Genomic DNA, 11,835 nt, shown 5'->3' on the forward strand with positions numbered 1-11,835 from the left:
GCCGCCGGCCACGGCGACGCCTATGCCCTGGCCGACCTGGCCGTGATGCGGGAGAGGGCCGGGGACCGGGAGGGCGCCGAGACCCTGGCCCAGCAGGCCGCCGGCCACGGCGACGCCTATGCCCTGGCCGACCTGGCCGTGATGCGGGAGAGGGCCGGGGACCGGGAGGGCGCCGAGACCCTGGCCCAGCAGACCGCCGGCCACGGCGACCCCAGCGCCCTGGCTCGCCTGGCCGTGATGCGGGAGAAGGCCGGGGACCGGGCAGGTGCCGAGGCCTTGGCCCGACAGGTCGTTGACTACGGCAACCCCTTCGCCCTCTACATCGTCCAGAGGGTGCTCAAAGGGCTGTGGCCGTACGGTTTGGATCCGGACGGTACGCCGACGCCTCGTTGGCGGTGATCCACGCGCTCCTTGCCGACGCTCAGGCAACTGATCTTGAGTCTGGCGGCCGTGATCTGCTTGCGGGATGCCCGACTCCGGACCGACAACCGCTCTGCGGCGGGGGCCGGTTCCTGTCCGGCGGCCGCGGAATCCGCATGGCGGCGAGGCCTGCTCCGGTGGGGCGGACAGCGCACCGTGTGTTCGGTGCTCCACGCCCCGCGCACCGCCTTGCGGACTGCGATGCGGGCTTCCAGCCGGGCCGCCGAAGTCGAGCACATTATCTGCATGAACAGCAGACCCCCCGTCCACTACCAGCTCGTCCAACCGCAGGCCGAGGCCGCCGTCATGCGCGCGTCCGGCCGACACCGCGGGGTCCGACGCGCATGACCCCGGGCCGCTACCGCCTCGTCCTCACCGTCGATGGCCGGCCGTCCTGCACGGCAGTCCGGCCGCCCGAGCACTGCTGGAGGCGGCGATGGACGCCCGCCGCCTCGGTGTCGGCCTGCACCTGCCACAGGCCTTCCTCACCGACGCCGCCGCCGACTACCTCCACGACGCAGAGCGATGGCCCAACGGCCTGGACTCGGACGGTACACCCACACCACCCTGGCAATGAGCCACACACCCCCATATCTCGGCCCTATGCCCATTCCATGCCCAGCTCCCGCAGCGCGACCAACTGCTCCGAGGTGAGCTTGTCGCGCCTGAACTTGGTGTTCGAGACCCATACGCCCAGCTTCACGGCCACCGGCTCCGCCGCACCATCCACCGTGATCTCCTCGCCGTGGCCGCGCGGGACAGGCCGATGACCTTCCCGCTCGCCCCACTGGGCGAGGGCTGCCAGACCGCGCTGAAACGCCTGCTGCGCCTTGCTCAGGCCCTTCGTTGCGCGCCCGGCCGCCGGGGTCGGGGCCGGTGCGCTGCAACCGGTGGGCCGCACCCACGGCTCCGCGAGGCCCGCGTCCTCCGTGCGGGCCGTCGCGCGCGGGGCGGGCAGGCATCCCCCGTCGCCTGCCCGCCCCGCGCCCCATCGCCCGGCACCGAGCGGGCCGCAGCCCCCAGGGAAGCGGGCGGGCGCATGTGAGAACGCCTCGGAGTATCGGGTGCGGGTGATCTTTCCTCGGCACCGGAGTCACGAGGGCCCGGCAGGGCCGGCTCCCCCCGCTCGGCCTGAGCCGCCGCCTTCTGGCCGAGGACGGCCGACTCCTGGTCACCGGCCTTCAACATCATCTGGCGAGCGTGCCGCGCCTGACCGGGACCGGTACGATGCTGACATCGACGCCGCACGGGCCGCTCGACCACGTGCAGCCCACCTCGTTCATGGCTGCACCAGGGCCGGTCTGCTGTCGCCGAGTGTGACTCCAGGGCGTTTCTCCTTTCCAGCGCCCGCTTGATCCGTGATGATCCAGTCTGTGGCCGCGTGGCACGGTGCTGCGCCGCCCGATCGTTGACGAGGGAGACCGACATGGCCACCGGCACGGTGAAGTGGTTCAACGCGGAAAAAGGCTTCGGCTTCATCGAGCAGGACGGCGGCGGGCCTGATGTGTTCGTCCACTACTCGGCCATTGCCGGCGGCGGCTACCGGGAACTGCAAGAGGGCCAGAAGGTCCGCTTCGACATCACCCAGGGACCGAAGGGGCCGCAGGCCGAGAACGTCACCCCGGCCTGAGCGATGACACCGACTGGTGCCCGGCCTCCGGTCTGTGGCTGACCTGGGTGAGCGTCTATGAGCTGTTCGGGGAACTGGCGGTGCGCTGCTGGTGCGCCGTGGCCGGCCGGCAACCGGACAAGCCGCACAATGATCACCCGGGCGGGCGGAGCGACGGGGCCGAACCCCCGACGGCGCCTGCGCACCCCGCACGCCTTGCGCAGCCTGCGGGACCGCCCGCCCACCTGCACCGCTCCACCGGTGCAGCCACACCGTGCCCGTGCGCCGCGTGCACGGACATGAACCAATGATCCACACACGCGCCCAAGAGCCCGGCCACATCGTCCAGGCATGACCAGACCCACCGCGCCCGGCTGCCGGATACGGCTGACACCGACGGCAGCGGCCCGCGCTCCCTCACCCCCGTCCTGCCCCCGCAGCACGTCGTGGCCGCTCTTCGCTGCCCAGGCTGCTGACCCCGACAAGCAGCGCCTGCGACCTCGCCTCCGAAGATCTGGGCGATGCGTACTTCCGCGACGGCGGCCGCTGCACCCATGGCGGCGGGCGGCTGACCACGCAGCGGGCCGCCACCCATCACCGGATCACGCTGGAGCACCTCGGCTGTTCCGCTCAGGCGACCATGGAGAGGAACGCGGCCTTCCAGCGCCTGGCCCTGGCCGCCGAGGGGCACTGCGTGCGGCAGGGTTGCCAGCACCGCGCCGCCGACCATGACGGCGTCTTCCGCCACTTCGAGTTCTCGGCAGGCAGCATCGAGCCCGCTGCTGCCGCGCGGAACATCACGATCACCGAGACGGTCACCGACCCCTGCGGGCAGCCCGACCCGCTGCCCAGGAAAGGCTGCAGGCGGGTGCGGGAACCGGTCAAGTGGGGCGCGATGGACATGGCCATCGTGCGGTGGCCGACGGCCATCGCCCCGAACTGGTCCCATGAGCTGCGACACTGCGAGATCATCGAGCTGCACAAGCAGGGTGTGAGCGTGCGCTGTTCCTGGTGCCGCTCTTGCGAACGGGGATGCTGGGATGACCGCGATGAGCATGCTGCACGACAGGCACCGGCTCATCGGCCGCTTGGTCCGCGGCACGGTGTCCGGGCGGACCGGTGTGCCGCGGGCCGTCGCCACTGACGGCGACACGCCGAAACCGGTGGCCTGGCTGATCCCTGAGGGTGGCGGCACCGAATGGACGACGCCGCTCCGGGCGATCGAGCCGGTCACGGTGCCCACGCCGAGCCGGCCGCCGCGTCGCGGGCGCTGACGGCCGGGCACCGAGGAAAGGTGAGTCGTGGTTCGGCAGGCAGGTGCGTGCCCGCACACGCGGCACGAGGTCTTCGACCGCAAGCTGTGCCCCGGCAAGGGATCGACGGCGGAGATCGCAGGCGTGGGCGAACGCATGGCACGGTGGCGGGTGTGCCGCTCGTGCGACTTCTGGCTGACCTGCATCGGCTACCGACAGCTCGGCGACCAGGATCCCGACGGCCGGCGCGTGCTGCGCGTCGACGGACGCCACCACATGACATGGACCCAGGAGCAGGGCCGCCCGCCCGAGACCGGATACACCAGCCGTGCCGACCGTCCGTACGTCCTGCTGGAGGGCGAGACCGTACGCAACGCGCGCTGGCTATGGCTGATGGGTACGATTCCCGACCGGTTCAGCGAGCAGCTCCCGGACAACGCCCGCTTCCTCGAGCCCCGACAACGACGACAGGGCCGGTTTCACGCGGAACGAGCCAGGGCCTGAAGCCTGCACCGTGCGCCTGACGGACCAGACGAAGCAGGCCGCCCACCTGCACAGACCGACAGTCCGCACCAAACACCGCACCCGCCGGCTCCCCGACGACCATGCCCGCCGGGTTGCCGTGTTCTTCGACGGCGACCGGACGACCGAGGACGCCGTCCCCGCCGTCCTGGCCTGAATGCGCTGCCCGGGCGAGGGGGAGTGATCCCCGGGTCCGTATGCTGCGCCGGCCCGGCGAACCGCCCATTGAAGGGAAACCCCACCGTGTTCCAGCAGACCCCCGTCTACGACCGCCTCGTCGCCGAACGCGGCGACGTCCCCGTCCAGGTCCGCGGGGAAGCCGACCGCATACACCGCGACCTCGCCCAGGTACTGCGCCGGACGTCCGCCTCCCAGCCGAGCGCGCCGCGGAACGTCTTCGACCCGAAGATCCCTCCCACCGCTCTGTAACGAGTTCGTGCACGTGAGGCGGTGAGGCGTCGAGAATCGCGGCGGGGTTCGGCGTTCACATCGGTCGTGCTGATGCCAGGTCCGCGGTCTGCTGGTGGGACAGCGGACCGGCGACGGCCTGGACGGTGTGGCTCATGTGCTCGCGGCGGCCGAGGTGGCGGGTCAGAGCACGCCAGTTCTCCAGGTGGGCGATGCCGTGCTCGACACGGATCCGCCTCGAGGAGTGGGCTTTGCGCCGGCGCTCGTACATCTCCTCGTACCGGTCGGGAGCGTTCTTCTTGAACTTGCGGTGCGGTGGTGTGATCATCCGTCCACCGGTCTGGGCGCCCAGCCCCTGGTAACCGGCGTCGGCGAGGATCGCCATCGCAGGTCCGTCGGCCAGGAGCTCGACCAGCCCGAGCCGGCGGGCGTGGGTGATGTCCGCGCAGCTTCCGGGGCTGGTCGGCCTGCAGAACAGCACCCGGCCGTCGCCGTCCGTGACGACCATGGTCCTGACCGCGTTCTGCTTGTTCTTGCCGGAGATGGATCGATCCCGGTCCCTGCGCCCGGCGGCCGGCCGCCGGACCCGGATCTCGGTGCTGTCGATGGTCCCGGTCTTCCCGTCGGCACCGAGGTGATCAATCACCTCGGCCGGAGTCCGTGGTCGAAGGCCGGGGCTCACCGTGCGTCCTCGCTCGGCGAGCAGCGGTCGCGCCTCGCCGATGGCGCGGGTGACGGTGGAGCGGTCCACATCGAACCAGCAGGCCGGCACGTCGTGCGTGGTCGCGTGCCGGAGGTGCACGAGGGGGGGCGGGGCGCCGGTCGACGAGGACCAGCCGGTGCTTCGCACCCGCGCCCACAGCCCGCTTCCGCGGCCGGGACGCAAGTCTGGCCTGGTGCCGTTCGTGCCACAACGGATCCAGCTCTGCGACGAGTCCAGCAATCAGGTCGGCCGACAGGCCGGTGATCCTCCGGTCGCTGACGATCGCCGCACGGGACGCGTTCCCCACCACACGACCATGATCGACGATCAGGAGCTCGACGCCTCACCACCTATCGTGCACGAGCTCGTCAGGGGCTGTTGTGGGAGTGGGTGCGCAGTTATGACACGGGTGCTCGTGATGATGTCCTCCGGCCGGTGGTGGGCCACTCGCTTCGCGTAGGGGGTGGCCGGGGCGTGGAACGGTGTGGGCAACCCGTTGACGAGGTGTGCTTCGTTCGGGATGTGACGGTTGGCGGAGGAACCGGCCGGCCGATCGATGAGTTCCGGTTCGTGTGGAGGTCACAGTCTGCGGGACCGCCGGCAGGCGGACGCGCTCGTACCCGAAGGAGACGCATGGCCAAGCTCATCTACTCGATGGTCACCTCGCTCGACGGCTACGCCGAGGCGGCGGAGGGCGACCTCGGCACCGGGGCCGAGGACCAGGAGGTGCACACCTTCATCGGTGACCTCTTCCGCCCCGTCGGCACGTACCTCTACGGCCGGCGGATGTACGAGACGATGGTCTACTGGGAGACCGCGCACACCGAACCCGACCAGCCGCCGCACGTCCTGCAGTACGCCCATGACTGGCAGGCCGCGGAGAAGATCGTGTACTCCACGACGCTCGAGTCGGTGTCCAGCGCGAAGACCAGGATCGAGCGGACCTTCGACCCGGACGCGGTGCGCAGGCTCAAGGCCGAGGCTGATCACGACCTCACCGTCGACGGTCCGAACCTCGCGGCCCAGGCGATCGCGGCCGGCCTGGTGGACGAGTACCACCTGTTCATCACCACGAGCGTGGTCGGCGGCGGCAAGCGGTTCTTCCCCGACGGCGTGCGCCTCGATCTCGAGCTGGTCGAGGAGCGTGCCTTCGACAGCGGACTGATCTACGCGCGCTACCGGACCCGCTGAGCCGCACCGGTCGGTGACGCGGCCGGCGGCCGGGCCAGGTGAGACCCGGGCCGCGGGGAGGAGCAGGGCGTCGCAGTGGCCGGGCCGATCCGCGACGAGATCGAGCGGCGCGTGTGCGGTCTGCTCACCGGACTCGGCATCGAGGCGACGTGTGTGTAGGGGCGCCGCGCCTGCGCGCGCATTGCGCCGATGCGGCCGGAGCATGTTGCGCAGAGCCGGGCGATCCACCGGCCGGGCGTCGAGGAGGACAGCGCCGTCTTCCAGAGCACCGCCCCGGCCGGGAGGCGCTCGACACCGCCGTACTGGACGAGCACCGCCTGGACGGGGCGGCCGGGTCCCGGGCCGGCCGCCGTGGTACCGCTCTTCGACACAACGGCGCCGGAGACGGTGCCGGCCCCGCCTCTACCCGCCGCTCCCTTTCCTTTCCCCTTCAAGCGACCACTGGCCGACGGCCATGACGCACGGCCGATCCGCACTGGAACGGCGTGTCTGGTTGCCCGCCGACAGATCGCTGACTCGGCTGAGGTGATGCAGCAGCATCCGCGGCTCAACTCCTTCGGTATCGGCGTCTTCGATCCTCTGAGCAAGACGGCCGAGCAGCGCCGGACCGAGCTCGCGTCCTGCGCATGGTCGTGCAGATGACCGCCGACAGCGACCGCACCTACAGCGACACCACCCTCGCTGTCATGTCCTACACCACCGCAGCCGTCAGCGACGGATACCGCCGACACCCCGATGTCGAAATCCCCGCTCCCGGCCCCTGCTTCGCCGAGATGCTTCAGGTCGTCCTCTCGGCCCTCACCGACCCGCACGACGACTGCACCAACCCCACCGCAGCCCCTCTACCCACCCGCCCACTCGAAGATGACGACATGGCCGTCCGCCGCACCCGAACACCACCGCCGGACCACGTCCTGGTCCAGCCCGCGGCACCGTGTGCCCGGACGAGGTGACCGCCTGGGACATCAGCGTCGGCGATAACGGCGACCTGTGGGTGCCCGGCATCGGGGTGGACGTGCATCCGCGCCGCGGAGAGCACTTCTAGTCGTTACGACGCCGCCGCAGTGACGGTTCGGGAAGGGAACCAGGGCCCCGACACCGGTGTCGACCCGTGGCCGGTGGGCTGGGTCAGGTGAGGAAGACGGTGAGGGCACCGGCCATCGTGGCGGTGAGGGTGAGGACCGCGGTGAAGGCGGTGGCGGCGCGGGTGAGGGCGGCGGGGCGGGTGGCACCGCTCAGGCGGGCGAGCTTGCCCGCCCCGGTGGCGGCCAGCACCGCGACGACGAGCTGGGGGAGACCGCCGCCGAGTGGCCCTGCTATTCGGGGAAGCACAAGAGGCGCGGGATGAACGTGCAGGTCCTCGCCGGTCCCTTCGGCCGGCTGCTGTGGGCCTCACCGGCCTTGCCCGAAGCTGTCCAGGCCGTCCGCGCGGCTCGCGAACACGGCATCATCGACGTCCTCGCCGAGGCCGACATCACGTGCCGGGCCGCAAGGGCTACCGGGGTGCCGACGGCGCGATTTTGCCCTCCGGGGGCAGCCCGCCCTCACCGGTCAGCTGAGGGCCCTCGGCCTGAGCCCGGCCAACCAGCTCGTGGATCAGCTGGTCGTCCACAGACTTTGCCGGCGTCGCTTCAGACGACTCGACGGACCCGGCCTCGGCCGTGTTGTTGCTGGTTATCGATGCATCTTCCATGACCGGGAGTCACACCGAGCGTCTTGCAGTCCCGGCCGGACAGGGAAGCACTGCGTTCCGGCGGTTTACTTCTGGGTGACGTCGGTGCAGTAGACGTTCCTGTCCGGCAGGCGGCCGGTGGTCAGGAAGTCGACGGTGGCCTTGTCGGTGCATGCGGAACCTTCGCCGTAGACGTGGTGCCCGCCGTTGTCGACGCCGACGAAGGCAGAGCCGTCGCCGAAAGACTTGTGCAGCCCGACGCCGCTTTCCCACGGGGTGGCATTGTCCCGGCGGTTCTGCAGGATCAGGGTGTTGCGCGGGCCGCCCTTCACGACCTTGGCGGTCGCCTCGACCGGCTTGTCCCAGTAGGCGCATGCCCAGATGTTGGCGGGCATGCCCGCGGTGAGCGGCCACTTCTCGCGGTCGGCGGTGGTGCGGGCGGCGTAGCCGTCGACGTCGCGCGTCCATTCGGCGTCGCCACAGGTGAGAGCCATGAACATGGTGGCCTGGTTGTCCGCGGGGATGCCCGGGGACGTCGGTGTGTCGGCGAATACCTCCTTGAGAACTGCGGTGTCGGCGGCCGTGGTGCTGCCGTGGGCCAGGTTGTCGGCGGCCTTCCAGAACTTGGCGAGCACGGGAAGGGTGTTGTTCTGCAGAAGCAGGGCGTAGGTCGTGTTCCGCAGCAGCGCCCCGTCCAGCGACACCGATGCGCCGGGAATCGCTGCGGGCGTGCGGTCGAGCCGGTCGGCGAGGGTGAGGTAGGTGCGGGTCACCTGCGCGACGTTCGTGCCCAGCTTGAGGGTGCCGGCCTGCGCCGCGGCGACACGGGCGGCATCGGGGAACCGATCGGCCATGCCCTTGCCCCAGGTGTCCGCCACCTGGTCGGCCCATACCTTGGTGGGGTCGACGTTGCCTTCCAGGATCATCCGGTCGGTGTGGTCCTGGAAGAGGGAGCGGTAGACGGCGCCGAGGTAGGTGCCGTAGGACTGGCCCCAGTAGGAGATCTTCTTCTCACCGAGCGCCTGGCGGATGCGGTCCATGTCGCGGGCGGTGTTGGTGGTGTTGTAGTACCGCAGGTTCTTGCCCACCGTGTCGGCGCACTGCTCGGCGTCGGCTTTGGCGAGGGCCACGTTCTTGGTGATCGAGCCGTCCGCGGCAGGATAGGGGAAGAGCCCGGACACGCTGGGGTCGTGCAGACCGCAACTCTGCGGGGTGCTGTGTTCGACGCCGCGCGGGTCGAAACCGATCAGGTCGTAGCGGTCCAGCACGGACTTCGGCAGTGTGGACGCCATGGTTTCGGGCATGCCGAGACCGCCCAGGGCCGGCCCGCCGGGGTTCAGCAGCAGAACGCCATGTCGCTTCCCGGGCTGTGCGGTGGACAGCCGGGAGACCGCCACATCGATCTTCATGCCGCCCGGGTTCCGGTAGTCGAGTGGTACCTCCAACGTTCCACAGGCCAGGTGGGGGTCACGGGTTTGTCCCTCGGCCAGGGCCGGGCACCTGCCCCAGGTGATCTTGGAGTCGCCCGCGGTCTCGTCGACGCTCTTGCCGGAGACCTTGGCCGGTTGCGGGCCCTTGGCGTCGGCACCACACCCGACCAGGGGGGTTCCCGCCAGCGTGGAAACCAGCAGAGCTGCGGCGATTCGGCGGCCTTTGGGGAAACCGTGCTGCGCGGAACTGAGTGTCGTGGTCATGGTGTTGTCCTTGGCTACTGGGCTGGTCGGCCTTGCCCGGCCGTTGTGTTGACGATTCGAGTCAACTCAACAAGGGACCACCGGTGGCGCGCGTCACCCCGGAGAGGACAAAGCAGGTAGCTCGCCCGGGGGATCCTGGGCCGACCCTGAGAACGGAGCGGCCGCCGCGGGGTGTATCGGATGAGCTGTGGGCGGGAACGAGCGGCTGCTGCCAGCTTGCCGCGCCGCACGGCATCACAGGGCCGTCAGGCTCGGTTGCCGTCCCCAGCCCACCCCGCCCGATAGGCCAGGACCACCGCCTGGACGCGGTCGCGGAGATCCAGTTGGGTGGGAATGCGGGAGACGTAGGTCTTCACGGTCTCGTGGCTGATGACCAGTTCGGTGGGCGATTTCCGCGTTCTACAGGCCCTCGTTGATGAGGAGGAGGATCTCGCGCTCGCGAGGGGGGAGAACCTTGATGCGCTCGCGCTCGGTGGCGGCGGAGGGGCGTACGCGTTCGGAGAAGCGGCCGATCAGGGTGCGGGTGACGGCGGGGGCCAGGAGGGACTCGCCGCGGGCGACGACGCGTACCGCGTTGATAAGGGCTGGATGAAGTCCCGCTGGTTCCTGGCCCAACCCGGACCCGAGATGGCGCTCTCCCTCGACTTCGCGTTCGACCGTGGACGCCGGTCACCGGAGAGAAGGCCGCCTCCTCGCTCGCGGCCTGGCACGCCCTGGCCGTCACACAGCGCGCCATCGCCTTCTACCGGCGCGGCGTCGGCACGCTGGGGGACCGGGAAGTGGAAGTCGCCCACCCCCACCCCCTGCCCCGCCACCAGAGCCTCGTGGCCGACGCCCTGGTCCACCTGCCCTACACCAACCTGCCGCACGTGTTCGCAGAGGTGGACCGCGCGTCGATGGTCTTCGCCAAGCTGACCGCCCACGACGAGTACCGCACCAACGTGTGGAAGAGCACCGGCAAGCAAGCGTGGCTGACCCGCTGCCCGCGCACCGAAGAAATCTTCCCGCCCGTGCTCCTCGTGTGTGACGGAGCCGGCACCACCGCGTTCGACAACCGCATCGCCGTCCTGCTCACCGCGGCGCACCAACCGGCCTCCGTCCACACCGGCAAGCTCACCGTCGCCGCAACCACCCTCGCCGAGCTCGATCATCACGGGCCGCGCGCGAAGATCTGGCGCTACCCGCTACCCGCTACCCGCTACCCGCTGCCTCGCCAGGCGGGGCATCTGGGCACCCGCACCCTCTCGGACCTCCTCGGGACGGGGAAGCCGACCCCCCGTTCGGGACTGCCCAGCCAGATCAAGTCCTGAGCTCGCGCAGCCCGGCGGCGGGCTCGGCCTCCGCCCAGGCCGGGCCCGCCGGCCCTGCCCGGTTATCGGTGACGGCTGGAAAGCTGACCGGATGAACGGCGACGAGCAGCTGCTGAACGGCCGCGTCTACGGCGCGGAGCACGACGGCCCCCACTCCGGCCCGCTCTCGCACCGCACCTACGCCGAACTGGTCGGCGGGCCGCTGGACGGCCTGCTTCTGGACATCCACGGGTGGCGGACCGAGGAGGTCGACGACGGCGTCGCCCTGACCATCGAGCTCTCCCGGTGGTCCGGCGGCCGCGCCCTGTATGACCCGTACCTCGGCGAGCCCCGCACAGCCGGCTCCGGAAAACAGCCACGGCCAGGAGCCGTCCAGGCTCCGCCGTGCCCTGTTCGGCCGCCGTGGCTGACCACACACCGTGACGTCACCCCTCCCGCCAGGCACGGGGAAGAGGCGGCATCGACGAACAGCGGCCCGGGTCAGGCCGGGGACGGCCCGCTGCCGCAGGTCCGGGCAGCAGCGCAGCCGGGCTCCAGACCGTCCCGGCCGTGGGCCATGTCGAGAGTGTCGACGACGAGTTCGGCTCGGCGGTGGTCGGTCATGGCGTAGCCGACGACCTCGTGGGTGGCCAGGTCCGGTCGGCAGGCGAGGGAGAACCGGCCTCTGCGGTGGGCAGATAGGCGATGCCGCAGACCGGCTCGGTCCCGAGGCGCTCGGCATGGAGGTCGCGGCCGATCAGGTCCGGGGCGGGCCTGGTCGTCGTACGGACCGGGTCAGCGGACACCGCCTGCGCCGGGTGACGCCGCGCTCACGCATCGCGCGGGCGACGTGTTTACGGTTCACCCGCCGGTACCAGCCGTGCAGGGACTCGAAGCTGATGCCGGGTTCCCGGGCGACGGCGGTGACCGTCTTGCCCGAGGAACCGACGAGCGCGATCGCGTCCCGCTTGAACTCCTCGGTGTACCGCTTCGTGTACTTGTTTCCCACCTGGTGCTACTTCCTCTGGAACCTCAGGATCTCAGTTTCCAGGTGTCCACGATCAAGAGGAAGCT

General features: G+C 70.5%; 14 protein-coding genes and 5 pseudogenes. 12 read left to right on the plus strand and 7 right to left on the minus strand.

What is annotated here, in order from left to right; translation table 11 throughout:
• Positions 1 to 399: SEL1-like repeat protein (locus tag FHS37_RS33205; RefSeq protein ID WP_511256445.1), on the plus strand; the 399-nt coding region annotated here is incomplete at its 5' end.
• 622 nt (positions 400 to 1,021) lie between these two features.
• Here FHS37_RS33205 and FHS37_RS33210 read toward each other — a convergent pair.
• A pseudogene (locus FHS37_RS33210) lies at positions 1,022 to 1,297 on the minus strand (helicase associated domain-containing protein); the annotation flags it as partial.
• Between the two features lie 549 nt (positions 1,298 to 1,846).
• Between FHS37_RS33210 and FHS37_RS33215 the strand changes: the two are divergent.
• The 6 genes from FHS37_RS33215 (at position 1,847) to FHS37_RS33240 (ending at position 4,233) form a co-directional block, all read left to right on the plus strand.
• A complete protein-coding gene (locus FHS37_RS33215; RefSeq protein WP_184828130.1) occupies positions 1,847 to 2,050 on the plus strand; it encodes a cold-shock protein in 204 nt (67 codons plus the stop codon).
• A 547-nt stretch (positions 2,051 to 2,597) separates the two neighbouring features.
• Positions 2,598 to 3,173: a DUF6420 family protein gene (locus FHS37_RS38970; RefSeq protein ID WP_229890353.1), complete on the plus strand. Its 576-nt coding sequence runs from the start codon at positions 2,598 to 2,600 to the stop codon at positions 3,171 to 3,173.
• Positions 3,070 to 3,303 carry a hypothetical protein gene (locus FHS37_RS33225; protein WP_184828134.1) on the plus strand — a complete coding sequence of 78 codons (234 nt, stop codon included), beginning with the start codon at positions 3,070 to 3,072 and terminating at the stop codon, positions 3,301 to 3,303. The genes FHS37_RS38970 and FHS37_RS33225 overlap by 104 nt, the downstream gene beginning before the upstream one ends.
• Positions 3,304 to 3,330: 27 nt before the next feature.
• On the plus strand, positions 3,331 to 3,786 hold the full coding sequence (locus FHS37_RS33230) for a hypothetical protein (RefSeq protein ID WP_184828136.1): 456 nt from the start codon (positions 3,331 to 3,333) through the stop codon (positions 3,784 to 3,786).
• 10 nt (positions 3,787 to 3,796) lie between these two features.
• Positions 3,797 to 3,961 carry a hypothetical protein gene (locus FHS37_RS33235; protein ID WP_184828137.1) on the plus strand — a complete coding sequence of 55 codons (165 nt, stop codon included), beginning with the start codon at positions 3,797 to 3,799 and terminating at the stop codon, positions 3,959 to 3,961.
• A gap of 86 nt (positions 3,962 to 4,047) precedes the next feature.
• Positions 4,048 to 4,233 carry a hypothetical protein gene (locus FHS37_RS33240; RefSeq protein WP_184828139.1) on the plus strand — a complete coding sequence of 62 codons (186 nt, stop codon included), beginning with the start codon at positions 4,048 to 4,050 and terminating at the stop codon, positions 4,231 to 4,233.
• 55 nt (positions 4,234 to 4,288) lie between these two features.
• Here FHS37_RS33240 and FHS37_RS33245 read toward each other — a convergent pair whose 3' ends face one another.
• Positions 4,289 to 5,014 (minus strand): transposase family protein, encoded by a 726-nt coding sequence (locus FHS37_RS33245; protein ID WP_311136973.1) that lies wholly within the window; start codon positions 5,012 to 5,014, stop codon positions 4,289 to 4,291.
• 534 nt (positions 5,015 to 5,548) lie between these two features.
• Here FHS37_RS33245 and FHS37_RS33250 point away from each other — a divergent pair.
• Positions 5,549 to 6,106: a dihydrofolate reductase family protein gene (locus tag FHS37_RS33250; RefSeq protein ID WP_184828141.1), complete on the plus strand. Its 558-nt coding sequence runs from the start codon at positions 5,549 to 5,551 to the stop codon at positions 6,104 to 6,106.
• A gap of 638 nt (positions 6,107 to 6,744) precedes the next feature.
• Positions 6,745 to 7,059 carry a hypothetical protein gene (locus FHS37_RS33255; protein WP_184828143.1) on the plus strand — a complete coding sequence of 105 codons (315 nt, stop codon included), beginning with the start codon at positions 6,745 to 6,747 and terminating at the stop codon, positions 7,057 to 7,059.
• Positions 7,060 to 7,234: 175 nt separating this feature from the next.
• On the opposite strand, the gene FHS37_RS33260 is transcribed toward FHS37_RS33255, so the two are convergent.
• Positions 7,235 to 7,438, minus strand: coding sequence for a hypothetical protein (locus FHS37_RS33260; protein WP_221500635.1), 204 nt, complete (start codon positions 7,436 to 7,438; stop codon positions 7,235 to 7,237).
• On the opposite strand from FHS37_RS33260, the pseudogene FHS37_RS33265 reads away from it, so the two are divergent.
• Positions 7,406 to 7,626, plus strand: a pseudogene (locus FHS37_RS33265) (IS5/IS1182 family transposase); the annotation flags it as partial. The gene FHS37_RS33260 and the pseudogene FHS37_RS33265 sit on opposite strands and share 33 nt — an antisense overlap.
• A gap of 14 nt (positions 7,627 to 7,640) precedes the next feature.
• Here the strand turns inward: FHS37_RS33265 and FHS37_RS41370 are convergent.
• From FHS37_RS41370 to FHS37_RS38975, 3 genes and pseudogenes are all read right to left on the minus strand, one after another.
• Positions 7,641 to 7,799: pseudogene (locus FHS37_RS41370) on the minus strand (transposase); the annotation flags it as partial.
• 65 nt (positions 7,800 to 7,864) lie between these two features.
• Positions 7,865 to 9,472 (minus strand): alpha/beta hydrolase, encoded by a 1,608-nt coding sequence (locus FHS37_RS33270; protein WP_184828145.1) that lies wholly within the window; start codon positions 9,470 to 9,472, stop codon positions 7,865 to 7,867.
• A 245-nt stretch (positions 9,473 to 9,717) separates the two neighbouring features.
• Positions 9,718 to 10,054, minus strand: a pseudogene (locus tag FHS37_RS38975) (response regulator transcription factor); the annotation flags it as partial.
• Between the two features lie 197 nt (positions 10,055 to 10,251).
• Between FHS37_RS38975 and FHS37_RS33280 the strand changes: the two are divergent.
• A complete protein-coding gene (locus FHS37_RS33280) occupies positions 10,252 to 10,782 on the plus strand; it encodes a hypothetical protein (protein WP_184828147.1) in 531 nt (176 codons plus the stop codon).
• Positions 10,783 to 10,873: 91 nt separating this feature from the next.
• Positions 10,874 to 11,131: pseudogene (locus FHS37_RS33285) on the plus strand (hypothetical protein); the annotation flags it as partial.
• Between the two features lie 387 nt (positions 11,132 to 11,518).
• Here FHS37_RS33285 and FHS37_RS33290 read toward each other — a convergent pair.
• Positions 11,519 to 11,770: a transposase gene (locus FHS37_RS33290; RefSeq protein WP_184828149.1), complete on the minus strand. Its 252-nt coding sequence runs from the start codon at positions 11,768 to 11,770 to the stop codon at positions 11,519 to 11,521.
• Positions 11,771 to 11,835 lie beyond the last annotated feature (65 nt).

Origin of the sequence: Streptomyces griseomycini (genome assembly GCF_014203535.1) — a bacterium.
In the GTDB taxonomy this organism is placed as follows: domain Bacteria; phylum Actinomycetota; class Actinomycetes; order Streptomycetales; family Streptomycetaceae; genus Streptomyces; species Streptomyces griseomycini.

Excerpts from the sequence above, each read along its gene's own strand:
- FHS37_RS33215 (WP_184828130.1), top strand. The coding sequence starts at position 1,847 with ATGGCCACCGGCACGGTGAAGTGGTTCAACGCGGAAAAAGGCTTCGGC.
- FHS37_RS33225 (WP_184828134.1), top strand. The coding sequence starts at position 3,070 with ATGACCGCGATGAGCATGCTGCACGACAGGCACCGGCTCATCGGCCGC.
- FHS37_RS33250 (WP_184828141.1), top strand. The coding sequence starts at position 5,549 with ATGGCCAAGCTCATCTACTCGATGGTCACCTCGCTCGACGGCTACGCC.
- FHS37_RS33255 (WP_184828143.1), top strand. The coding sequence starts at position 6,745 with ATGACCGCCGACAGCGACCGCACCTACAGCGACACCACCCTCGCTGTC.
- FHS37_RS33270 (WP_184828145.1), bottom strand. The coding sequence starts at position 9,472 with ATGACCACGACACTCAGTTCCGCGCAGCACGGTTTCCCCAAAGGCCGC.